This is a genomic window from Dyadobacter linearis (assembly GCF_907165045.1).
Classification (GTDB): domain Bacteria; phylum Bacteroidota; class Bacteroidia; order Cytophagales; family Spirosomataceae; genus Dyadobacter; species Dyadobacter linearis.
The window spans coordinates 586,987-612,312 of record NZ_CAJRAU010000003.1; the positions used below are offsets into that span (position 1 = coordinate 586,987).

14 protein-coding genes and 2 tRNA genes are annotated in these 25,326 nt (G+C 47.1%); 8 read left to right on the plus strand and 8 right to left on the minus strand.

What is annotated here, in order from left to right:
• Positions 1-100 precede the first annotated feature (100 nt).
• Positions 101-808 (plus strand): 3-keto-disaccharide hydrolase, encoded by a 708-nt coding sequence (locus tag KOD92_RS12935; protein ID WP_215233989.1) that lies wholly within the window; start codon positions 101-103, stop codon positions 806-808.
• Here KOD92_RS12935 and KOD92_RS12940 read toward each other — a convergent pair.
• Together KOD92_RS12940 and KOD92_RS12945 are read right to left on the minus strand one after the other, a co-directional pair.
• Positions 803-4,783 (minus strand): AAA domain-containing protein, encoded by a 3,981-nt coding sequence (locus KOD92_RS12940; RefSeq protein WP_215233990.1) that lies wholly within the window; start codon positions 4,781-4,783, stop codon positions 803-805. The two genes, KOD92_RS12935 and KOD92_RS12940, sit on opposite strands and share 6 nt — an antisense overlap.
• A 23-nt stretch (positions 4,784-4,806) precedes the next feature.
• On the minus strand, positions 4,807-5,883 hold the full coding sequence (locus tag KOD92_RS12945) for a TerC/Alx family metal homeostasis membrane protein (RefSeq protein WP_215233991.1): 1,077 nt from the start codon (positions 5,881-5,883) through the stop codon (positions 4,807-4,809).
• A gap of 356 nt (positions 5,884-6,239) precedes the next feature.
• On the opposite strand from KOD92_RS12945, the gene KOD92_RS12950 reads away from it, so the two are divergent.
• Together KOD92_RS12950 and KOD92_RS12955 are read left to right on the plus strand one after the other, a co-directional pair.
• Positions 6,240-6,312: transfer RNA gene (locus KOD92_RS12950), tRNA-Gly, on the plus strand.
• 70 nt (positions 6,313-6,382) lie between these two features.
• Positions 6,383-6,468, plus strand: a tRNA-Leu gene (locus KOD92_RS12955).
• A 53-nt stretch (positions 6,469-6,521) separates the two neighbouring features.
• Here KOD92_RS12955 and KOD92_RS12960 read toward each other — a convergent pair.
• The 5 genes from KOD92_RS12960 to cobA form a co-directional block, all read right to left on the minus strand.
• The gene (locus tag KOD92_RS12960; RefSeq protein WP_215233992.1) at positions 6,522-7,985 is read right to left on the minus strand and encodes a rubredoxin; all 1,464 of its coding nucleotides are present in this window, start codon (positions 7,983-7,985) and stop codon (positions 6,522-6,524) included.
• Between the two features lie 29 nt (positions 7,986-8,014).
• The gene (locus KOD92_RS12965) at positions 8,015-11,542 is read right to left on the minus strand and encodes a nitrate reductase (protein WP_215233993.1); all 3,528 of its coding nucleotides are present in this window, start codon (positions 11,540-11,542) and stop codon (positions 8,015-8,017) included.
• Between the two features lie 374 nt (positions 11,543-11,916).
• Positions 11,917-13,233, minus strand: a complete 1,317-nt coding sequence (locus tag KOD92_RS12970; protein ID WP_215233994.1) for a NarK family nitrate/nitrite MFS transporter — start codon at positions 13,231-13,233, stop codon at positions 11,917-11,919.
• 39 nt (positions 13,234-13,272) lie between these two features.
• Positions 13,273-14,625, minus strand: coding sequence for an alginate export family protein (locus KOD92_RS12975; RefSeq protein ID WP_215233995.1), 1,353 nt, complete (start codon positions 14,623-14,625; stop codon positions 13,273-13,275).
• A gap of 23 nt (positions 14,626-14,648) precedes the next feature.
• The gene (gene cobA / locus KOD92_RS12980; RefSeq protein ID WP_215233996.1) at positions 14,649-15,407 is read right to left on the minus strand and encodes a uroporphyrinogen-III C-methyltransferase; all 759 of its coding nucleotides are present in this window, start codon (positions 15,405-15,407) and stop codon (positions 14,649-14,651) included.
• A gap of 276 nt (positions 15,408-15,683) precedes the next feature.
• Here cobA and nirB point away from each other — a divergent pair, with 276 nt between their 5' ends.
• The 5 genes from nirB to KOD92_RS13005 all read left to right on the plus strand — a co-directional run bounded on the left by nirB (position 15,684) and on the right by KOD92_RS13005 (position 23,929).
• Positions 15,684-18,200 carry a nitrite reductase large subunit NirB gene (nirB, locus tag KOD92_RS12985; RefSeq protein WP_215233997.1) on the plus strand — a complete coding sequence of 839 codons (2,517 nt, stop codon included), beginning with the start codon at positions 15,684-15,686 and terminating at the stop codon, positions 18,198-18,200.
• Between the two features lie 197 nt (positions 18,201-18,397).
• Positions 18,398-18,757: a nitrite reductase small subunit NirD gene (gene nirD, locus KOD92_RS12990; protein ID WP_215233998.1), complete on the plus strand. Its 360-nt coding sequence runs from the start codon at positions 18,398-18,400 to the stop codon at positions 18,755-18,757.
• A gap of 4 nt (positions 18,758-18,761) precedes the next feature.
• Complete coding sequence (locus KOD92_RS12995) at positions 18,762-20,192, plus strand: ATP-binding protein (protein ID WP_215233999.1); 1,431 nt, start codon at positions 18,762-18,764, stop codon at positions 20,190-20,192.
• Between the two features lie 18 nt (positions 20,193-20,210).
• Complete coding sequence (locus KOD92_RS13000) at positions 20,211-20,876, plus strand: response regulator (protein ID WP_215234000.1); 666 nt, start codon at positions 20,211-20,213, stop codon at positions 20,874-20,876.
• 110 nt (positions 20,877-20,986) lie between these two features.
• Positions 20,987-23,929, plus strand: coding sequence for a DEAD/DEAH box helicase (locus KOD92_RS13005; RefSeq protein ID WP_215234001.1), 2,943 nt, complete (start codon positions 20,987-20,989; stop codon positions 23,927-23,929).
• Between the two features lie 72 nt (positions 23,930-24,001).
• Here KOD92_RS13005 and KOD92_RS13010 read toward each other — a convergent pair whose 3' ends face one another.
• Positions 24,002-25,297: an adenylosuccinate synthase gene (locus tag KOD92_RS13010; RefSeq protein WP_215234002.1), complete on the minus strand. Its 1,296-nt coding sequence runs from the start codon at positions 25,295-25,297 to the stop codon at positions 24,002-24,004.
• Between the last annotated feature and the right edge of the window lie 29 nt (positions 25,298-25,326).

Here is a 25,326-nt window from a genome sequence, read left to right on the forward strand (position 1 = left end):
GCGCGTAACAATACCGTACCTGCTGAACTTTCGCCCGAAATAAGTATTTAAAAACTCAAAAGTACTTAATATTGTGATCCAAATTTTTAACAAAGAGAACATGAATTACACGAATTGGAAAGCTTTCAGCAGAGCATCACTGGTGGCGATATTCGCATTGGCTTTTTCATCCAACGACGCGGAAGCACAAAAAGGAAAGTGGGTTACGCTTTTCGACGGCAAAACGTTGAACGGTTGGCACAGCTGGCAGTCGGATGAAGTATTACCGCAATGGAAAGTGCAGGATAATGCAATCGTACTGACTGAAAAAGGCGGAAAGGATCTCGTTACTGACAAGGAATATGGGGATTTCGAACTCGAATTGGAATGGAAAATAGCGGAAGGCGGCAATAGCGGCATTATCTATCACGTGATCGAAGATAAAAAATACTGCTGCCCCTATTCAACCGGCCCGGAAATCCAGGTACTCGACGATGTAAATCACCCTGATGCAAAGGCTGGTAAAGCCGGTAACCACAAATCCGGTTCCCTGTACGATATGCTGCCACCGAATGATTTTAAGACGGTAAAACCTGCCGGACAATGGAATAAGGCGAAAGTAGTGATCAAAGGCGGTCGCGGCGAGAGCTGGCTGAATGGGAAAAAAGTAGTTGATTTCCCTACTCAGGGTGCTGATTGGGAGAAATTGGTAGCTAACAGCAAGTTCAAAACCTGGGAAGGTTTCGGTGCTTCGCCAAAAGGTAAAATTGCTTTGCAAGATCACGGAGATAAAGTGTCTTACAGAAATATCCGCATTAAAGAATTATAGAATATCCTTATCAAGGGTTCCAGACCAATATTCACGGCTGTAAACCCGTTTGAAAGGCCAGTTTTTTAATCGTAGCAGAAGGGGCAGATAAGCGTGTGGTTCTTTGGATGTTTTGCTCTCGTGATAGAGATCATCGTCCGTCAAAATCAGACCCTTGTAAGCCCCTTTTGATTTTACGGTAATATCCCCAAACGGAAGTTCCTTCTCGTAATTCGCACTGAATCCGGCGATACGCTCTTTCAAAAGCCAGTCAGACCTGAAATGCTGCACTGGTGCGGGAGTTGGCTTGAATCGCCCTTCTGACACATCCAGCGCATATTCTAAATAAGCTTTTAACATTTTAGGACCTGCATTGGCAGTTTGTTCCGTCTGCAATTGTGACGGCCACAAACTGGTCACAAAATAAATCCGCTCCCTTGCGCGTGTTACTGCCACATTCAACCGGTTTTCACCACCCTGCATATTCAGGCTACCAAACTGCATGGAAAGCTTGCCGCGCTCATCGGGTGCATAACCCATCGAAAAAATAATGATGTCACGTTCATCTCCCTGCACGTTCTCGATATTCTTTACAAAAAGGTCCGGAACGTTGATATTTTCCTTTTCGAGACTGTCAAGAATAGCCGCCTGCTGGTAGAAGTTGAAGGTAACAATACCCAGCGTTTTTCCGCTGACAGCCAGTTCCTTTACCAGACCAACTACCTTTTCAACCTCAATTAAATTCGTATTGTTCTTCCAGATTCCCTCCGTTTTAATATACTGAATACCAGGCTGATGCTCATTAATATCGCTAAATTCGGGTAAAAGCCGGAGCGTGCCTTTATAAAAGCTTTTGTTAGAAAAGTCGATCAGATCCAGTGACTGGCTGCGATAATGTCCGGTTAACTGAAATTGGTCGAGCGACTGGGCGGCAAGATCGAGCAGCGATTCTATTTCTATCGCAGCATTAAAATCATCTTCCTCGCTCCTATCCTCGTACCTGACTTTATACAAGTCACTGGGCGGCAACTGCTTGCTGTCACCCGTCACCACAAGCTGCTTACCCCTGAAAGCCGCCGGCAGCCCATATTCCGCGTAACACTGCGAGGCTTCGTCAAAAATGACCAGGTCAAACAGATTTTCCACCATCGGGAAAATGGCAGAAACGGCCTCGGGAGACGCCATCCAGCAAGGTATCAGTGAAAAAACCTCTTCGGAATAACTTTCCATCATTTTCCGGATCGGCCAGATTTTCCGCTTTTTGGTCACCTGATGTCCTAGTTCCCGATATGTTACCGTATTACCGAGACGGTTCTTCTCAATATGCTCATAGGTTCCTTCGCGCAGTTTTATCGCATTGATATCAATACTCAATTTCTGTTTTGAGCTGATACTACCTTGAAGATCAGCGTCCCACTGACTCATTTTCAATGAAGTAACAGAACGCAGCTGCGGATATTTCGTCTCAATGTGCTCGATCCAGGATAATTTGACGCTATTTTCAAAAAGCGCAACCATTTCCTCTGGGGCTTTCAACTCAACTTTACGACTTTCCTGCAAAACCAGTGACGTGACATTCTGCTCGATCGCGGGCATTTCTGCATAAATCCGGTCCATATCCGCCAGCGAATCAAAATCTTTAGTCAGCGAAACGAGAAGTTTGCCCGAATAATCCTGAGGCTCCTGAATAAGCTTCCTGATCTGCTGCGGCAACAGATAGGGCAGCATTCCCTTTTCCATTCGATCCCAGGTCTCCAGCCATTTTTTGAGCGCATTCAGTGTAGACTCAAAGGCAAAGAAATCCGAAGATTGCGCCGCGATTCTTTTTAAAATATCACTCCATGGCTGGAAATTAGCTCTCACCGCCGCATCCGCAGCCGATTCTGCCTGCCTGAATAGTTGAAGATAACCTTCCGCAGACCGGATAGTACTCAAATCAGCATTTACACGCTGTAAACTCAAACTTTCATGCGACAGCCAGCTTTCCAACTCCTGCCGGTTTCGTAATTTAAGCTGCAATTTTTTCAAATCTTCCAGGGAAACAGTAAGCCGGTTTTCAATCGCTACCTGTTCAATCGCCTTCTTTTCTTTGCTAAAAAATCCCCAGAAAAAACCTGACACAGCCGATTCGTTTGTTTCTACCGCCTTTTTCAGACTTAATGCAAATGCATTCAACCCGGAAGATGTCAGTGAAAATTCAATACCGTCTTCCTGCAAAAATCCTTCTAACGTATCGGTAGTTTGCCGGATAAATGCCAGCCTTTCGTGACAGTTGGCATTTGAACCGACATAATTCCTGAATAAATGCCACGAATTACCTTCGGAAACCAGCTGCAAAATATCCGTTATCCTTTCCAGTATTTCCGCCCTTTTGTCAAGATACTGAATGGCAAAATCTTCTCCGGTCAGGTTTTCAAATTTTTCTTTTTGTTTAAAAAACGCATCCGGCCAGTCCCGCAACATACTTTCCATATTTCGCAGCTCCGTAATACCGAATTGCGCGAAGCTTCGTCTCTGGTACCATTCATGCTGAGGCTGAATGTGGCGGCTGTAATCGAAATATGTTTTCAACCTTCGCCTGAAATCGTCCCAGGTATCAAGCCGAAAGTGCCTGTAATACGCTTGAAGCTGTACATGCGGCGACTGCAAGCTGCTCGTCAAATACAGTTCTTTTATACTTACCCCAGATTCTTTTTCGTCAAAAAGCGCCTCCCGGAATGCATTCAGTTCCAACACGATCCGGTCGATCTCCCGGCTTTTCTGGGTAAATTGCCTTTCCAGAAAAACTGCGTCCAGGCTGTAATTCTGCTTCCGGAAAGTATCTACTTTCTCGATCTGAGCTGCAATTTGCCGGTAAAGTTCTGCTCTGTCGTTCTTGAAATCGTGAATTAATGCGACGAAATCGCTCATTCCGATCGTTTGCAAACGCTGGTAAACCACATCCAGCGCCGCCCGCTTCTGACAAACTACCAATACCCGCTTGCCTCTCGAAGCAAAGTCGGCAGTCAGGTTACATATCAGCTGCGATTTACCGCTTCCCGGCGGCCCCTGCACAACAACTGATTTCCCGGATTTGACATTTAATATGATTTCCTCCTGTGCCTCGTCAACCGGAAAAGGGGTAAGTATCTCCTCCTCTTTTACCCTGGCAGCATTTGTGTTTTCAGATAAAACTGCTTCTGTATCAGCCTCGATAGAAATTAAAGGAAGCGGCTTCGGCTCCTGCTCCTGACTTTCGATCAATACATTATAATCCGGCACCAGGTAGGATCCTGCCTGCGGAAAAATGCCCAGTACTGCTTCGGGATAGAGTTTGAGTTCGCCGTTCCGCTCATTTACATCCAGCTCGGCAGATTTCTCAGCTGTGAAAGAGATCAGCTTATCTTCAAAAAGTGCCTGATTGAAATTGATTTTAAACGGCGTCGTTTTCAGCCATTCATACAACTCCGTTCTGAATTCCAAAAAGTTATCAGAAAACTCTTCAAACGATTTTTCGAGAATTTCATCTGCAACAGCAGTTTCGTTGAAATGCGCATAAGCCAGCGCAAAGCTCTGATTGAGCACGATATTGCTATCCTCCCGCGGGTAAAGGCACCACTGTTCCCGATCCATTTTCAGGTGTACAGGAAAAAACAGGAAAGGTGCATGAATAGGCGTTCCGTCGGCTAGCTTGCCTTTTATAAACGGGTAACCGACAAATAAGTCGCGAGAGCCGCGCTCTTCCTGGATAAACTGCTCGGTACGACTGATCTTGCGAAGCCTTTTGCTAATCAGATTGACCTTTTCATACCGAGAATCCGCCACATCGCAAACTGCCACGCGCGCTTTCGCCTGCACCAGCTGACTGATCAATTCAATGGAAGATTTGCCTAGCAGAAAGTCCGTTTCGTGCAGATCAATAAATTGCTCCGCTGACAAATGTGTCAGCAGGAGCGATTTATTTCGGGTACTAAGATTGGTAAGTCGCTTTAAATAGGCTTTCAGAATCCTGTGCATAGCTACCAAAACGATCCTGGGGGTCAACTATTGGGCAATGCCTTGTTCTCTGCAATCTTTTTTTCAGGAATAAGTACCGATGCGAGTATACTTATCGCAAGGATCCCGAGGATCACATAAAGCGAATAAACGGTTTCGAAACCCATTCTTTCGAGTGGCGCGTGTGCCAGCATTTTTCCTCCGATAAATACCAGCAAGACACCAAGCCCATATTTCAGGAATCGGAAGAGCCCCATGATATTGCTCAGGAAAAAGAACATGGAACGAAGCCCCATAATCGCAAAAATGTTTGAAAAGAAAACTACATAAGGATCTTTTGTGACCGAGAAAACGGCCGGAACAGAGTCAACTGCAAAGATCAAATCGGTAAATTCAATAATCAGAACCACCACAAAAAGCGGCGTGATCATCCATTTTCCTTTCTTCAATACAAAGAAGTGTTCTCTGACGTACCTTGGAAAAACGGGCAGGTACTTGGATGCAAACTTCACGACCGGGTGCTTCGCAGGATCAATTTTCTCATCTTCTCCGCCTTCAAAGAATATCTTGCCTCCCTGATAAACCAGCAGCAGACCGAAAATGTAAATAATCCATTCAAATCGCTGCATTAAGGCAGATCCAACAAAAATGAATACAAAACGCATCACGATTGCGCCTAAAACGCCCCATAGGAGCACTTTTTTATAGTATTTGGGCCTTACTCCAAAAGATGCGAAAATCAGGATAATAACAAAGATATTATCTACGGACAGCGCGTATTCCAGCAGGTAACCTGTGATAAATTCCAGCGACATGTTCTTGCGATAGATTTCCAGACTTGCCTCGAAATCCCCAGGTATCAGTTTCAGGTGCGGCGCATATTTCTGTGCAATACCTTCCAGCTGCGCATAATTCTCCATTCCATGAATAAGGTCCCCGTGCGTCCTGATGATAACGTAAAAGATCATCGCCAATGCAATCCACGCCACCGTCCAGGCAGCCGCTTCTTTAAATTTCACTATATGATCCTTCGTCTTAAAAAAAACGCCAAGGTCCAGAAGGAGCATAATGGTGATCATCACTATGAAGCCTCCAAAAAACAATACTTCGTTCGAAAACATGGAAAAAGCTAATTTAAAAAATTCAATTCAAATGGAACAGTGAATTGCAAAAGTACTTCACGCTCGTCCACAGAAATATTCTGCAACGATAAAGGTAATCAAAATATAAAATGGATAACTGAATTGGGACGGACGGTAATTTTCATGCCTGGATTCGAAATGCTTCCAGATCAAACCAAATGCGACCTTCATACTGTTTATAAAAGTGTACTGAGAAAAAATTTCATCAGCTTCTGCGCTTGATTTACAATTTGTTAATCCTCGCCTGGACTTTTTTTGCTAAATATTTATCATAAAAGCTTGCGTCAAAAAAAGCGGCTACATACATTTGCACCACGATAATCGCATCGGGTATTGCGAAAGTAGCTCAGCTGGTAGAGCGCGACCTTGCCAAGGTCGAGGTCGCGGGTTCGAACCCCGTCTTTCGCTCAGAGATAAAAGCACCGGAGACGGTGCTTTTTTTCTCATAAAAGTGCCAAAGTTTCAATCAATGGCTGATGCCGGGGTGGTGGAACTGGTAGACACGCAGGACTTAAAATCCTGTGAGCCGAAACGCTCGTACGGGTTCGATTCCCGTCCCCGGTACAGAAAAGCTCCCGATCAAAAATCAGGAGCTTTTTTTATTTGTAAGTATTTTTTCAGAAGTCTGCCGCCACGATCGCTTCCTCCACCAATATCATTTCCGATTTTCCCGTCCCGCACATCGAGCAGCAGTAATCCTGTGGCAGCTGGTCAAAGGAAGTTCCCGCCGGAATATTCTGAACTGGGTCGCCGAAATTTTCATCATATACTGTCAGACAGTCCGGGCATTGGTGAATGTACCGGGTTGGCGTAAATGTGTCAACTTCTTCTGGCTCGGAAGGCGCAATCTGCATTTCCTCCTTCAAACGCTTGTTATTAAACCGCCGGCACAACCTTTCCAGCTGTACCGCCAGCTGCATTTTATAAAGTCCTTTTTCAAAAAGCAGTAACCGGCGACTATTAGGATTAAAGTTTTCAGTGTAATAAATATCGTACTGACTAAAAACAGCCAGCTGCCCGATCCGCAGAACAGGACGCTTTTTTATCAGTACCGAACTGAAAACTTCCGATTTCGGCCGCGTTTGAATACCGAAACAAAGTCCGAAAGTGCGTGTATCGTGTTTTTCAAAATAGCGGATCAGGTCATTTTTCAGGATCGTTCCTTCATCGTGGTGATCTTCCGTTTGCCAGGCAAGCTCATTTGCGGCGTGGCGGACATTGATATTGTGTTTTCCCAAAATACCACTCCACTGGTTCCGGTACTGATCTTCAATACCCTTGATAATCATCGATTTCCAGGGCGTAACGCATATTTCCCCGATCTTGGTTTTGAGGCAAAGCGTACAGATATCCAGCAAGAACTCTACCGAAAACAGCTCGTCCCGCCGGTACAACCCCAGCCAGGTCCGCGATTCGTACCTGTTGAAACCTTCATAATAAGGAAGTGAAAAAGAAGGCAATTCCAGTTCCTGCACCGCAGGCTGCGATATATAGTGAATACGCTCGCTAACTCCCTGGTACAAAGCTCTTTCTTCTGTCAAATTTTCATCCAACATACATTCCTCCACCGCCTTCGCCACTTTCCCGATCTCGTTGGTATAAATCAGCTCCCGCCACCGGAATACAGCATTGCTCTGCTTCGGGCGCACATATAAGTACCAGAAATGCGGGTCAGGAGAGGTGATAAAGTTGAGGTTACCAGTAAAAAACGGCGTGAAGCTCTGATTAGAATCGGAGATATTGATCTTCAATCTGGGCGCATAGTCAATGCTGTCGAGCACGGAATGGTATTCATTGGCAACCAGCCACTGGCCAGTTCTGAAAACGTCCTCGCCGCAATACGAACTCAGTATATTAGGTGCCTGATCGCCATTTACTTCATAACTTATCCCCCTGTTTTTCAGATCTTTTTCCAAAAACCGCATCACCTCGTAATGAACCGTCATCAGCATTTGCTGCCTCGATCCAAACCGAACTTTCCTCACATTCGCCTCCCACGCAGCCAGTAACACTTCTTTCAAAAATCCCGGCGACGCAATGCCGCCCGGCAGATTGATCTTTACGGTATAATAGTCTCTCACGGTTTCGTCAGTTTATCGAATAGCATTTGCTAAACAGCCACCAGATTTCCCTCCAATACTTTTTTCAAAATCGCTTTCACTTCGGGCCGGCAAGATCCGCAGCCAGTTCCCGCGCCCGTTTTCTGGCACAACTGCTGAAAATCTGCACAGCCGCCGGTAATTTCCTTTTCCAGATTCCCTTCTCCAACATTGTTACATGAGCAAACCAGCTTTCCAATCAGCGGCTCGGCAGGTTTGCTGGCGCGCAACAATTGCAAGCGTTTTTCCGAAAGCTCCGTGCCGCTGGCGATCAGGTCGCGGAACTCGGCAAACTCATTCTTATCCCCAATCATAATCGCGCCCACCAGCCGATCGCGGTGAACAATGCACTTCTTATAATATCTTTTTGATTGGTCCGTGAAAATGATCTGCTCGTAAGAAGGATCGTTCGCCGGCACTTCGGTAAGTCCGATGCTGCACAGGTGCAAACCTTCCATTTTCAGGATATTCATCGAAATACTGCCTTTATAGGGTTGCGAAATATCGCCTGCCAGATAGCTGGCGATCGCGGCCGCCTGCTCCTCCGCCCCCATAGTAATCCCCCACATTTTCCCGTTCCATTCCGCGATCTCGCCGGCTGCGTAAATGGAAGGATCCGAAGTCTGCATATAATCGTTCACCACCACGCCCCGCTTGCAGTCCAGCTCCGCCTCCCGGGCCAGCTCAATATTCGGCACCGTTCCCATCGTCATCACCACCACCTGACAATCCAGCTTCCTTCCCGATTTCAGGCGAATGCCTTCCACCTTGTCCGTGCCGGAAAATGTTGCTACCTCATCATTAAAAAACACTTCAACTCCCCGGTCGAGCAATTCCTGGTATAACAATTCGCTCGCGAGCGTATCGAGTTGTCGCTCCATAAAACGGCCGCTGCGCTGGATCACGGTCACTTTTACATTCATTTCCCTAAATGAAGCCGCCAGTTCCAAACCCAGGATACCACCGCCGACGATCACAGCGTGTGGGTTTTTTGGGGTTAAAAACGGCAGTAATGCGTCTGCATCGGGACGCGAGCGCATATTAAAGATCCCTTTGAGCCGCGGCACTCCTTTTGGCATAAATGCGCGGCTGCCCGTACCCAGGATCAGCTGGTCGTAAGTATGTTCCTGGCCATCGCTGTCAATTACAATTTTGTTTTTTCTGTCAATATGCGCGATACCTAATCCTTTGTGTACTATTATATTATGCTCTTCAAACTGATCTTCACGCAACCTGACTAACTGCTCCCAGCGCTGCGCCCCGCTGATATAGTCGGGCAGCATGACTCGGTTGTAGAATGGATTGACCTCTTTGGAAAAAACGTGAATTTGATCTTCCTGATTTAATGCGCGGTATGCATTGATAAAGGCCAGTCCCGCGGAGCCTGCCCCTATGATAATGATTTTTTCAACCGGTTTTTGATAGAGACTAACCTCCACCGCCGAGAACTTGAAATCCGGCTCTTTGGAACGTGGGTCCACCAGCGAACTTGTGATATTATTGGCCCTCACGCCGTTGCTACCCAATATTTTACCCCAATGCATTGGCAGAAAACACAATCCCGGGCGCACATCTTCGGTAACCTGTGCTTTTACCCGAACTTCTCCTCTCCTGCCCCGCACAGTGACCAGCTGACCGTCGCTTATATTTCGCTTCGCTGCGTCGGTTGGGTGAATTTGCAAAAAAGGCTGCGGAATATGTTTGTTTAGTCGCGCGACCCGGCCTGTTTTGGTCATCGTATGCCACTGGTCCCTGATCCGGCCTGTAGTTAATATCAACGGAAAATCTTCATCCACCGGCTCCGACCTGTTTTCATCGTCGACCACGTGGATCTGCGCTCTTTTGTTGGGAGTGTAAAACTGGTGGTCTGTGAAAAGCCGGGCGTTGTTATTTTTTTGGTCAAATGTGTCTGCCTCCGCAGGAAATGGCCACTGTACACTTCTTTTTTGTTGCAAAACAGCGTGACTTACGCCGGTAACGTCAATACTGGTACCTGCTGTGACTTTGACATATTCATCATAAACCTCCGAAGCGCTACTATAATTAAATGAATCTCCAAAACCCATTTTCGCCGCAAACCGCCAGATAATTTCCGCGTCTGGCAAGGCCTCACCGGGTGCATTCACTACTTTGGGTAAATGCGTGATGCGCCGCTCGGCGTTCGTCATTGTACCTTCTTTTTCCAGCCAGGCTGACGCGGGTAATACAACATCGGCAAAATGCACGGTATCGGCCCGGTTCGAAACATCCTGCACTACCACAAAACGCGCTTTTTTCAGCGCACTTTCCACCGCATTCATATCCGGCATACTCACCAGCGGATTGGTATTAATGATCCAGATCGCTTTCAGCTTATCGTCCGCCAGTGCCTCGAACATCTCAGTCGCCGTGAGTCCCGGCTTGCTGCCAATTTCCACCGGACTACCCCAAAAATCTTCCATTTCCCGACGGTGAGCTGCATTCGCTACTTCCCGGTGACCAGGCAAAATATTCGCTAACCCGCCCGTTTCGCGGCCTCCCATTGCATTCGGCTGGCCTGTCAGTGAAAAAGGTCCGTTTCCCGGGGTGCCAATTCTGCCGGTGATCAAATGCAGATTGATGAGAGAAAGATTTTTATTGACGCCGATCACGGACTGGTTCAGCCCCATTGTCCAAAAGGATAGAAATCCGCGCGACTGTCCGATCCAATCGGCAGCCAGTTCAATATCCGCTTTTGCAACACCACATAATTCCGCCGCCTCCGCAATCGTACGCTGCATTACTTTTTCACAATACGCCTGAAAACCGTCGGTATGGTCGAGAATAAATTCATTATCAACGTACCCGTTTTCAATCAATAACCTTCCTATTGCGTGATTGAGCACAATATCAGTACCCGGAATAATCTGCAAATGGAGGTCGGAAGAACGCGCAGTATCGGTGCGGCGCGGGTCCACGCAAATGATCTTTACATTGGGATTGGCCGCTTTATGCGCCTCGATCCGACGCCAAATAATCGGGTGGCACCAGGCAGGATTGGCGCCTGTCACATACATAACATCGGCCGCCTCGATATCATCATAGCACACAGGCACACTATCCTCGCCCAGTGCCAGCTTGTAGCCCATTACCGCCGAGCTCATGCAGAGCCGCGAGTTGGTATCTATATTATTAGAACCTATAAAACCCTTAATCAGCTTATTAACAAGATAATACTCTTCCGTAAGGCATTGTCCCGAAACGTAAAATGCAACTGAATCGGGGCCAAACTTTTTAATGAATGTTTTAAAAACCGCAGCAGTTCTTTCCAACGCATCGTCCCAGCTAACCCGCTGCATCGGCATTGACCGGTTCATCCGCATTTGGGGATACAACAGCCTGTCCGACTGGTCCATGACGGTATAATGCAGGTTCATCCCCTTGGAGCAAAGCATACCCTTATTGGAAGGATGTTCTTTGTCACCTTCGAGGCTCAGCTGACCATTACTTTCTTTCGTCACCACCACCCCGCAGCCCACGCCACAGTAACAGCAGGTCGATTTGAATGATGTTGGTTTCATGTTCAATGATTGAATGAGCGGGCGCCGATGCGCTGAATGATTGAATGATTGAATGATCGAATGATTGAATGACCGAATGATTGAATGACCGAATGGGGCGATGATGCAATCGGCGGCAGTGAAACGCCCCGCCCTTATCAATAACCGTTGGCTTCAGCCGACGGAAAGTGCGACACCGGTAGTACTCAAGCCCCACGGCTTCAGCCGACGGAAAGGGCGACACCGCTAGTACCCAAGCCCCACGGCTTCAGCCGACGGAAAGTGCGACACCGCTAGTACTGAAGTCCCCACGGCTTCAGCCGACGGAAGGTGCGACACCGGTAGTACCCAAGCCCCACGGCTTCAGCCGACGGAAAGTGCGACACCGCTAGCACTCAACTCCCCACGGCCTCAGCCGACGGAGATAGGCGCTCGGCCATGATGTTTTGTGTCTTCTCAAAATTCACTAATGCCACCACCGCAGCAATACAAGCAATAGCCCCCCCGATGTACATAAATGCCTCTGAATAGGAAATAGAGCTCGATTTAAATAGAAACCCAGCCAGCACCGCGCCTACATTCCCGCCCGCGCCGACAATCCCGCTCACCGAGCCGATCGCCTTTCTATTAATGAAGGGCACGATTGCATAAGTAACCCCATTTGCCATTTTGAGAAACATCGCGAAGCCCAGCATCGTCACTACTGCCATCGTCAGACTGCCGCTTTGCGCAAAAAGTGCAATACCGATCCCTTCCAGGCACAATAGCGTGGCGAGCAACCTGCCTTTTCCTACCATACCATATTTGTTACCCACCTTGTCAGCCAGAATACCGCCGATCGCACGGGCGAAAATGTTCATAAAACCAAAAGTACCTGCGAGTATCCCGGCGGTAGCCAGCGAAGTTTCGTAGTTTTCAAAAAAGTAAAGTGCCGCTACATTATCAAAAGTAATTTCTATCCCAAAACATGCACCATAAGCCAGAAACAATGCCCAGGTACGCGGATCTTTCGCAGCTTTCGCCAATGCACCTTTTGTCTTGACAGCTTTCGGATTGGCAATTGCCAGGTCCTCAAAGTTTCCCGCAGGGGTATCTTTTGTAAAACGGTAATAAACGAATGCGAAGATGAAAAGGAATACGCCCGGGATGATCATCGCCACGCGCCACGCCGACTCAGGCAGGTAGCCCATACTAATGAAAAATCCGAAAACAAGCGGCATTACCATATTTGTGATCCCGCCGCCGAGGTTACCCCAGCCGCCCGCGACGGCATTGGCCGTGCCGACGATTTTCTGGTCGAACATCACCGAAGTATGGTATTGCGTGATCACAAACGATGCCCCGATCACGCCGATCGCCAGGCGGAAAAGCAGGAATGCTTCATACGAATGCACGAGCCCGACAGACATAACCGGAATCGAGCAAACGCCCATTAAAGCCGCATAAGTCTTTCTTGGCCCCCACGAATCGCAAAGTTTGCCGATTAAAATCCTGGCGACCACCGTGGCAGCGACAGAAGCAATGATGATATTGCCGATCTGTTCCTTGCTCAGCCCGAGGTCTTTTTTAATGATCGTCATCAGCGGGGCCAGGCCGAACCAGCCGAAAAAACATAGAAAAAACGCCATCCACGTCAAATGAAAGGTACGCATCTGTACGCCTTTGAAACTAAAAATGTTCAACTTTTCAAGGGGCTTCTGAGTCGTTTCCATTGTAATAAGAGTTTTGAAATGATGATTTTACGTCGGGACTTACTTCAAAAAATCGGGTTTGATATTGATCATCAGATAAGCCCAGTTGGCCATTTTCTGCGGATCTTTTACATTCTTAACAGCCGCCAGGCTACTCGTAGGAAGGAAAGTGCAATACCCGCCCTGGAAGCTGATCATATTGGTGAGATTGTAGGTTGCGATCACGTCCAGCTCGCTGCCGAAGTTGGAGGACAGCCTTTGGTCCTGCGCATTCCGGACCGTCGCTGCACTGGAAAATTGGTGCAGATCAGCCTGTATAGTCAGTTTTGAGGAAGGTTTTATGAGTGTGTTAATATAAAAATCAGCCAGACCGCCCCGACCAAAACCGTTGGCTGCATAGAAGTAGTCCATTTGTCCCCAAAACTTGTGCGGAGTACCGTATAATGGATCAAATGTGTGATTTTTGGCAGATCCTGCCGCCGAGCCGGAGGTATAGTCGAAACCTGGTCCAATTGAAAAGTTGCGCGTCATCTTATACAAGCCGCGAACAGAATACATCCACGCGCTCAGCAACTTTCCGTCTCTGTCTTTTCCAGTCTGGTAATAGGCGCTGGCTGTCACGTTCCAGAATTTACCCAATGCAGTTTGCACGTAAGGACCGGCAGTAATGCGCTTCCACGTGCCGGGGCGCAGGTTTTTGGCACCCGCTGAATCTAACTTATACTTCTGGAAATCATCTTTGAACAATAGAAAAGAAGCATTACCCTTTTTCAGTTTTTTACCTAAATAACCAAACTGCATGGATTTGTACATGGTACCTATTCCATTAGTCCCGGCCGGGTAACCTATTGGCACTCCATCGTATAACACCCCGCTCCTCGCCTCACGGTTTTGATTATACGCAGCGCCAATATGTGCGAGAAATCCGTTGTTTTCAAATTTAAGCAAAACACCGTCGTGTCGCCTTGCCTGTTGGAGCCAGTCCAGATTTCCCAGCAACCGGCTGTCGTCGTAAAGCAGTTCTTGCCTTCCTATTTTAACCGAAAACACTTTACCCAGCCTGGTTTTGTTGGTATCCAGCAAACTGATCTCGCCCCACGCTTCGTGCAGCATCAGACCGTTTTGAGGCTGATTTGTAACCCTATTATTGGTAGAAGCATCCTGTCCCCAAACGCGTACATCCTGCAAAGCCGTAAAAAACTGCATCCGGTAACCTTTGTAGACCGCATTCAGCCGGGTACGCTGGGAAGTGAAAAACGCCGGCTTATCAGTTTTGGACAAAGGAGATCCCTGCCCGTGAAGTAGCTCAGTGCGCGTTCGCAGCTGACCCGATAAACTGAACTGGGCAAATGCTTCCGAACCTACCAGCAATGCTGATAAACCCGCTATTACGATGCGTATAGCTGTTTTCATATTATATTTTCGGGGTAGAAGAGTTAGCAGGCCAAACCGTTACTATGCAGATATTCCAGTGCGTAAGAAGGATGCAGGGCCACTACTTCGCCCATGATCATAATGGCGGGCGTTCCGATATTTTGTTCACGCACGAGCTGGGGCATTTCCCAAACTTGACCGATCACACTTTTTTCGTCAGGCCGCGTTCCATTTTGAATCACTGCCATCGGCAAATGTCCACGACCGAAACGCTTGTACAATGCGCATATCTCTTCCAGTTTGCCCAATCCCATTAATACTACCACAGTAGCTTTCGATTGAACCGCAAGCTGCATATCGTCTGAAAGTGAACCGTCGCGGGTAGTACCGGTGATCACCCAAAAGCTTTCGCTCACACCCCGGCGGGTAACCGGAATTTCCATCGACGCAGGCACCGAGATACAGCTTGAAACGCCCGGCACAACCTCCACCGTCACACCACAGTCCCTGGCATATTGCATTTCCTCGTGTCCGCGGCCGAATACAAATGGATCGCCACCTTTCAAACGCACCACGTGACCTTTCTTCCGGGCAAGCCGCACGATCAGACCGTTGATTTCCTCCTGTGAAAATGAAGGTTCACCCACTTTTTTTCCTACGTAGATCTTCATGGAATGCGCCGGCGCGAAGTCCAACAATTCATGACAGGCGAGTTCATCATACAGTACGACGTCCGCTTTTTCCAGTGCCCTGATCCCTTTTAAGGTAATCAGCTCTCCGTCTCCCGGCCCGGCACCAACCAATGTTAGTTTAGCTTCCATTTGTTTCGTAATACAGGAGTGAATATTGAAAATGTACTATGTATAGTAGTTAATAACCATCATTACTACGGCATCAAAATTAGAAGCTAAATTTTACAAAACAACCTTTTGACCAAAATATATATTTACAATTGACCATATTTAAGAATATAAAATTAGGAAAATGACTATTTGCCATTTAGTTTTGAGTGCAATAAGTACGGTGAGAAATATCATAAAATAAGAATAATCCAATAAAATAATAATTGATTTACAAACTAATAGTTACTATATACTATGAAACATATCTCAGACATCAGAATTGTAGTGATTGGCAATGGAATGGTCGGTTTTAAGTTTTGTGAAAAACTTCTGGCGAAGCGGCAGGCAAGCCAGCAGATCAGCATTACTGTATTTGGTGAAGAGCCGCGTGTGGCGTACGATCGCGTACATTTAAGCGAATACTTTGCCGGCAAAACGGCCGACGATTTGACGCTGGCTAGTGAAGACTGGTATGCGGATAATGGTATAAAGATCTATTTGTCCGATCCTGTCGTCGATATTGACCGGGAACACAAACTGGTTCGTTCTCATCATGGTATTGTAGTACAATATGACTACCTGATCATGGCCACCGGCTCAGGGGCGTTTGTCCCTACTATTCCAGGGGTTGAAAAAGACGGTGTGTTCGTGTACCGGACTATTGAAGACCTCGAACTGATCCAGTCCTATGCACGGAAAGCTAAAAAGGGTGCGGTGATCGGTGGCGGGTTGCTGGGATTGGAAGCCGCAAAAGCACTGCTCGACCTCGGTCTGGAAGAAGCGCACGTGGTGGAATTCGCTACCAGGTTAATGCCAAGACAGATCGACGAGGCCGGTTCCAGAATGCTGCAAAGTCAGCTGGAAAGCTTGGGACTGCATATTCATCTTTCCAAAAATACGCAGGAAATCAAAGGCGGCGATTGTATTGAGGGAATGCAGTTCGCCGACCAGTCTTTCCTGGAAGTAGATATGCTGGTCATATCTGCGGGTATCCGGCCGCGCGACGAGCTTGCTAAAATCGCGGGACTGGAAACGCACCCAAGAGGCGGTATTATCGTCGATAACCAGCTGCAAACTTCCGATCCCAGCATTTTTGCAATAGGAGAATGCGCGTTGGCACACCACATGATCTACGGGCTGATCGCGCCAGGCTACGAAATGGCCGATGTAGTTGCTGCGAAACTGACCGGTGGAGAAAAGGAATTTCTTCCTTTTGATATGTCAACCAAACTCAAACTGATCGATACTGACGTCGCTAGTTTTGGAGATCCGTTTATCGAAGAGCCGGCTTGTACCACAGTTCGTTACGAAAATAAAGCCAAAGGAATTTACAAACGCATTAATGTAAGTCCCGATGGAAAAACGCTGCTCGGCGGGATCCTCGTGGGCGACGCCGAGCAATACAATATGCTGCTGCAAACGTGCAAGAACAAAACGATCCTGCCGCCCGATTCGGAAGATCTGATATTAGGATCGAGAGGCGGCGAAGAAGCGGGCGCAGGCGTGATGAGCTTCCCCGACGATGCGCTGATCTGCTCCTGTGAAGCGGTTACCAAAGGAATGCTCTGCCACGAAGTGAGCGAAAAAGGCAACCATACTATTGATACCATTAAAAAATCCTGCAAAGCGGGTACGGGCTGCGGCGGCTGCATTCCGATGGTGAAAGACATTATCACGGGCACATTGAAACAAAACGGCGTTTACGTCCGGAATGTGGTCTGCGAGCATTTTGACTACTCCCGCCAGGAATTGCTGGATCTGGTAAAAATGAATGGATTGAAAACGTATGGAAATGTACTTGATACCTTTGGAAAAGGTGACGGCTGCGAGACTTGTAAACCGCTTGTGGCTTCGCTGCTTGCGAGTTTGTGGAATGAAAGCATTTTGCAAAAAGACCGCGCGCCTATTCAGGATTCAAACGACAGATATCTTGCTAATATTCAAAAAGGAGGCACTTACTCGGTTGTCCCGAGAATACCAGGCGGCGAGGTTACCCCTGAAAAACTGATCGTGATCGGCCAGGTAGCGCAGCGATATGGATTGTATACTAAGATTACCGGCGGCCAGCGCATTGATTTGTTCGGTGCACATTTGGGCGATTTACCGGAAATCTGGGAAGCACTGATCAACGCAGGTTTCGAGAGCGGCCACGCGTATGGAAAATCTTTGCGGACTGTAAAAAGCTGCGTAGGATCCACCTGGTGCCGGTTTGGTGTGCAAGACTCGGTGAGTTTTGCGATTGAGGTCGAGAATAGGTATAAAGGTTTGCGCTCGCCGCATAAGCTCAAATCTGCGGTATCGGGCTGTATCCGCGAATGTGCCGAGGCCCAAAGCAAGGATTTTGGGATTATTGCTACGGAAAAAGGCTGGAATCTGTATGTGTGCGGAAATGGCGGCTCCAAACCCCAGCACGCGCAACTTTTGGCTACCGACGTGGACAAAGAAACCTGCCTCCGCCTGATCGACCGTTTCCTGATGTTTTACATTAAAACCGCCGACCCACTGGCGCGGACCGCCACCTGGCTGAACAAAATGGAAGGCGGCATGTCGTACCTGAAAGCCGTGGTCGTAGATGATGTGCTGGGCATTGCGGCGGAACTGGAAAGCGATTTACAGCAGCTGATCGACGTGTACCAATGCGAATGGAAAGAAGTAGTGGACAATCCGGAGCTAAGGAAACGGTTCTCCCATTTTGTCAATACCCCAGCCAAAGATCCTTCGATTCAATTTGAAGAAATGCGGGAACAGAAAAGGGCAAAGGAGTGGGCGTAGGGATGGTTATTTTGAGTCACTAATTGTCATTTGTGGTCAGTCATTGTCATTCATTGTTGGATTCATGAATCACACCCAAAGAAATTCACTCATTCACTCATTCACTCATTCACTCATTCAATCATTCAATCATTCAATCATTCAATCATTCAATCATTCAATCATTCCCCGTCGGCTCATTAACTCATTGAACTCCTATGAACACAGAAACCCAAATCCCGACAGACACCCAAGTTACCTGGCATATTGCCTGCGCGGTGAGCGATATTCCCGAAGATGGCGGCGGCTGCGCGTTTATTGACGGCAAACAAATCGCTATATTTAACTTTGCCCGACGCGGCGAATGGTACGCGACAGACAATGAATGTCCGCACAGACAGCAAATGGCGGTTTCGCGCGGGATGATAGGCAGCCACGAAGGAGAACCGAAAGTGGCTTGTCCGTTTCACAAAAAGACATTTTCATTAAAAACCGGGCAGTGTTTCAATGACGATGCCTATCAAATCAAAACTTTCCCGGTGATGGTCAGGGAAAACCTGGTGTATATCGGATTATGAGCAAATGGAGAGACTCGATAAGCGGGTAGCAGGAAGTCTGACGAGGTTTTATGTAGTAGCACTCTGTGTAGTCGCCATGCTGACTATCAGCGGGTTATTTCTGATCAGAAGAACTATCAGCAGCCTGAACCACGATAGTCGGGTCGTGAATGTGGCTGGCCGGCAGCGAATGCTCAGCCAGCGGCTCACCAAGCTTGCATTACTCAAAGTCAATAAAACACCGGCTTCGGACAGTGTTCGGTTTTCTGTTCTTTTAAACCAGTGGAGAACCAGTCACGAACAGCTTGCCAGCAGAAGGTTACCTATTGAAGATGGCGTGGTAACGTGGAAAAGCGCGGCGCTGGATACGATGTTTAGCGAGCTGGAACCTGTATTCGACGAAATGCACAGCCAGTTTCTGGCAGTCGATTCCGATAGTATTTCATCAACCGAAATGCAGGATGCATTGCAGGTTATTCTGAAAAATGAGCCGCTGTACCTGGACCAGATGGACAAGATCGTTTTCCAGTTTGACAAGGAAAGTTTTCAGCGCCTGGAAAATCTGGAACGAATTGAATGGATCCTCGGCATTATGACGATCCTGGTTTTGCTGGCAGAAGGTTTGCTCATTTTCAGGCCCGTCGTGAATACTACCAGGCGGGTTGTGCGCATGCTGACGGAATCGGAGGTTGCATTGCAGCTATCTAACCAAAAATTAAAAGAAACAAACCTGCAACTACTTGATATTCAAAAAGAATTACTGGTAGTTGAAGAAGAAAAATACGAACTGCAGCTCGCCGAAGACCGGATCCGCGCGGCCTCACTGATCGAAGGGCAGGAAGAGGAACGGAAAAGATTTGCACTGGAACTGCACGACGGGATCGGACAAATGCTGACCGGCCTGAAACTGCATGCAGAAAAGTTAAAATCCGTACAATTTCACGACGAAAAAAACCAGAAGCGATTTGAGCAGCTCGTTTCGCTCATTCAGGATATTATCCAGACCACCCGCCAGATTTCTTTCAACTTAATGCCGTCGGTATTGAATGATTTCGGCCTCACCTCTGCCCTGAAACTGCTCTGCGAACAAACTACCGAGGTGTCCCGCGCACAGGTTGATTTTGAAGGAGATACCAGCGAGCGGATCCCGATGAGCAACTTAATGGAAACCAGTCTTTACCGGATTGCGCAGGAAGCATTGAACAATGCCGTGAAGCACGCGCAGGCCAGCCGGATCAAGATTAAGTTGGAACACACCCGGAATCGTGTTATTTTGGAGATCGCGGACGATGGAAAAGGGTTTTCGGTAGATGATCTCAAAACTGAAAACTTCCCGGTTACATCCGGCAACGGAATGGAAAACATCCGCACCAGAAGCCAGCTCCTAAATGGAAAAATTGAGATTATTTCCAAAATTGACGGGGGTACCAAACTGGTTCTGGAAGTCGAATTATGAACTGATACCTGAACAGGAATGCCGATACGGATTTTAGTTGTGGACGACCATTCGGTTGTGAGACAGGGGATTATCACTTTGCTGGAAGATGAGGAAGACCTGCGCATTGCGGGCGAGGCTTCCGATGGGGATGAAGTGTGGGATATGGTTGAGAAAGTAAACCCCGACCTGATATTGCTTGATTTGACGATGCCGCGGGTGTCGGGAATGGATGTGATCAGGCAGATCGTACCTGCATTTCCGAATGTCAAGATCCTGGTTTTCAGTATGCATAACAATGCAGACTATATTCTTACTTCTGCACTGAGCGGCGCGTCGGGCTACCTGCAAAAGGATACCAGCCGCGACGAAATGCTGCGTGCGATACGTGCTATTGCAAAAGGTGAGCTGTACTTTCCGCCTTATGCTTCTTCTATTATCATTAAAAAATTGCTTAAACAAGTCCTGATCACGCCTGAGCCGGAAGTGGAGCCGGCTGAAATGGAGGGTAAATCAATCTGGAATATCCTGACACCCCGCGAGCAGCAAATCCTGAAATGTCTGATCGAAGGAATGAGCAGCAAGGATATTGCCGAAAAATTCGAGATCAGCTCCAATACCGTCGCCAATCAGCGCGCGAGTATCATGAAAAAAACGAATGTCAAGAACACCGCCGAGCTGGTTAGTCTGGCTTTGAAGAAGTAGGATTTAGGGGCGAATTAATCTATATTTGAAGTTTATCAATTTCCAAAAGAGGTTAATCCAAACCTTGATAGGCTTTTCGTCAACACTTACCCTTTGAAGCAAATCAGATAATGAAAGTATCTCCTGCTGAGCCGTTTAAGATTGTTTATTCGATTCTGAACCATGAGTATTTAGGGTATATTTTTGAAGCATTTGCTGTTCAACTGAATGCGCACGGAGAGTTTACCTTTCAGATCCAGAATATTTCCTCTAAGAATGTAAAGGAGTTCATGAGCGGGCTGGATAGCCGGGATCTCGAACTCGTCAAGCTGATCGACGATATTCAGCAGGACCAGGTGTTGAGAAAATTCAATACCAAAAAACTGAATGCAGTAGACTATTTCCTGAAAATTTACGATCCTCAGAAAGGTGACAAGTCCATTCAGGAAGCGATTGCCGGTTATCTCGAAAACTGTAAAGCCCGAATTTTAGAAAAGCTGTCCGGAAAAGACATTTTTATCATGGGAAGCGACGGTAACCCGCTTTGGAAATCAGTCGAAACTGAGCCCGAAAAAGCGTCGATCCGTTTTCACTTTATCAGAAATGAAGACAATACCCACTATTTTCCGACGATCAGACATAAGTACCAAAAGCTTGAATTTCAATACAAAAACGCATTCCTGGTTTGCGAAGACCCTGCTTGGCTTATCGTAGACGGTCGTTTGTACAGCTTTGAAGGAAATGTGGATGGTAAGAAGATCAAACCGTTTTTGAACAAAAAATTCATTGCTATTCCCGGTCAGGTTGAGGAGCAATATTACGGTCGATTTGTTGCCCCGCTGATTGCTTCCTATGATGTGGTCGCGCGGGGTTTTGAGATCAGAAATGTGTCTTCCGCGCCCAAAACGATCCTTACTATTTCAGAATATTCATCTTCACCTAAAAAAACACCTGTACTTTTTCAGGATTCGGAGGATGTAGCTGTTTTGGAAGAAGAAGACCACGACGTAGCATTTGATCTTTCATTCCAATATGCCGGCTTTTCCTTCCATTACGACAGTTTTGCACATCCTTCGAGCGTGCATATGGAGAAAAAGGGCAATGACTATTTTTTCAATAAAGTAAGGCGCAGCATTGATGTGGAAGGTGAAAATGTGCGTTTGCTGAAAGAATGGGGGCTTAATATGCGGAGCGGGAATGTGCAGATGCCCAAGGCGCAGGCTTTTGGCTGGCTGCAAAGCAATGCGGGTATATTGCAGGAAAACGGCATTATCGTCAGACAAAATACGAATGACAGTAAGCGCTATTTCCTGGGTTATTCTTCGCTAGATATTTCGATTCAGGAAGGCCGCGATTGGTTTGATATCAATGCAAAAGTCAGGTTTGGAGAGTTTGAGATTCCTTTTATCGAGCTCAGAAACTACATATTAAATAGGAAGAAAGAGTTTTTATTGCCAAATGGCGAGGTAGCAGTTATTCCCGAGTGGTGGTTTACCAAATATTCAGAGTTCTTCTCATTTACCGAGCATTCTGAAAACGAGGACGAGCTGCGGCTTCGCATGCACCATTTGGCACTTGTACAGGAATTGCAGGAAGAAAATCTGGCGACCGCGGTGATCAGCCGCAAGCTTGAAAACCTGCGGAATTTCCAGCAAATAGAACCTGCCGCTCCTCCTCTGAACTTCAAAGGAACGCTTCGCCCCTATCAAAAAACGGGTTACGATTGGCTGCAATTTCTGAAACAATATCGCCTGGGAGGTTGTCTGGCAGATGATATGGGTTTGGGAAAAACGGTTCAGACGCTCGCATTGCTACAATCGGAAAAAGAAAATGGCGCGGGACAGCCTTCGATGCTCATTATGCCGACTTCCCTGCTTTACAACTGGCAGCTGGAAGCGAAGCGGTTTACACCCGACCTGAAAGTGTTTTTATATACCGGTACCAACCGGGAGAAAGATACTTCCCAGTTTGACAATTATGACCTGATCCTGACTTCCTACGGAATTGTCCGACTGGATATTGATATCATTGAAAATTACCGTTTCAATTACATTATTCTCGACGAATCGCAGGCGATCAAAAATCCGGCGTCGATCATTACCAAGGCAGTCAGAAAGCTCAATTCGACGCATAGATTAGTATTGACAGGTACGCCGGTTGAGAATAATACCCTTGATTTATGGTCGCAAATGTCTTTTGTGAATCCGGGCTTGCTGGGCAGCCAGGCTTTTTTCAGGGATGAATTTCAGATTCCTATCGAGAAAAAGGGAGACGAAGAAAAAACGAAACGGCTTTACAATCTTATTAAACCATTCATTTTAAGGAGGTTGAAATCGCAGGTTGCAACGGACCTTCCTGAGAAAGTGGAGAGTATCCAGTATTGCGATATGTCCGAGGAGCAGGAGAAAGCTTATGAAGAAGCAAAGGCCTATTACCGCAATCTGATCCTGCAAAGTATTGACAAAGAAGGTATTTCAAAATCGCAGCTGGTCGTTCTGCAAGGCTTGACGAAACTTCGGCAACTTGCGAATCACCCGGTAATGGTCGATCCTGAATACCAATATGGTTCGGGGAAATTTGAAGATGTATTGCACAAAATGCAAACTGCGATGGGCGAGGATCATAAGATTCTGATTTTCAGCCAATACATCAAACACCTGGACCTGTTCAGACATTTTCTCGACGAAAATAAAACGCAATATGCCTACCTCGACGGTTCGACAAAAAACCGGCAGGAGCAGGTTGAAACTTTTCAGGGAAGGGAGGATATTAAAATATTTTTGATCTCGCTAAAAGCCGGCGGCCTCGGCCTCAACCTCACCGCCGCCGACTATGTTTTCATCCTCGATCCCTGGTGGAACCCTGCCATTGAAGCCCAGGCAGTTGACCGTGCCCACCGAATCGGTCAGGATCGTACGGTATTCACCTATAAGTTCATTACCAAAAATTCGGTTGAGGAGAAGATACTTGCTTTGCAGCGCACCAAGAAGCAATTGGCGGATGATCTGATTTCCAATGAGGAAGGATTTATCAAGTCGCTGAGCAGGGAGGATGTGCTGAATCTGCTGGCGTAAAGTATAATGAGGCAGAAATTCAAAACGCCGTCACCGAACTGAATCGGTGACGGCGTTTATAGTAATTACCGCTTAGAAAGATATCGCAGACGTTTCGCGGCTGATCAGCGCTTCGCGATCGGGGCCGGTGGAAATGAATGTGATCGGCAACTTTAATTCTTCTTCCAAATACTTCACATAAGCAAGCAGTTCTTCCGGAATTGAGTCGAAATCGTGGATTCCGTCAAGCGACTGCTGCCAGCCTTTGAATTCTTTATAGATAGGCTCAACCGTCTCGTCACACAAATCGTAAGGAAGCTGTTCAGTTAAGGTACCGTCAGCCAGTTTATATTGTGTACAAACTTTGATAGAATCAAAAATCGTCAATACATCGACTTTCATCATGATCAGCTGCGTAACGCCGTTGATCATGATCGCATATTTCAATGCAGGCAGATCGAGCCAGCCGCAGCGGCGCGGGCGACCGGTAGTAGCACCGAATTCGCGACCTTCCTGACGCATTTTCTCACCAATTTCATCTGATAGTTCAGTAGGAAATGGGCCGCTGCCAACACGGGTACAGTATGCTTTGAAAATACCGAAAACCTCTCCTATCTGACTTGGAGCAATACCCAAGCCTGTGCACGCGCCTGCGGCCATCGTAGTCGAGCTCGTCACGAATGGATAAGAACCGAAATCAATATCCAGCAAGGAACCCTGCGCACCCTCGGCCAAAACGGTTTTGTTTTGTACCAATGCATCATTCACAAGGTATTCGCTATTGACCAGCGTGAATTGCTTCATGAATTCGACCGCAGCGAAGAAGTTTTCTTCTGCTTTCGGCAAAGCTTCGGCGTAGTCAAACTGATAGAAATCAAGGATAACTTTATGCGCGTCAACCAGTTTCTTATATTTCTGAGCAAAATTCGGTGAAAGCACATCACCTACCCGCAGACCCAATCTGGCTGTTTTGTCCTGATAAGCCGGGCCAATTCCTCTTAGCGTAGAACCGATTTTGGAATCACCTTTTGACTTCTCGTAAGCTGCGTCGAGCAGGGAATGGGTTGGGACAATGATGGATGCTTTCTTGGAAACATACAGATTGCTGATCAGGTCCAGGTTGTATTTTCCCAGGTTTTCAATCTCTCTTCTGAAAACGATCGGATCCAATACAACACCGTTTCCGATAATATTCTGAATATCGCTGCGGAAAATCCCTGACGGAATTTGGTGTAAAACGTGTTTGATACCGTCAAATTCCAAAGTATGTCCGGCATTCGGGCCACCTTGAAAACGGGCTACAACCTGATATCGCGGCGCAAGAACGTCCACAATTTTACCTTTTCCCTCGTCTCCCCATTGGAGCCCAAGTAGTACGTCAACTTTCATTCAATTTTTGATTACTGAAACTAATATGG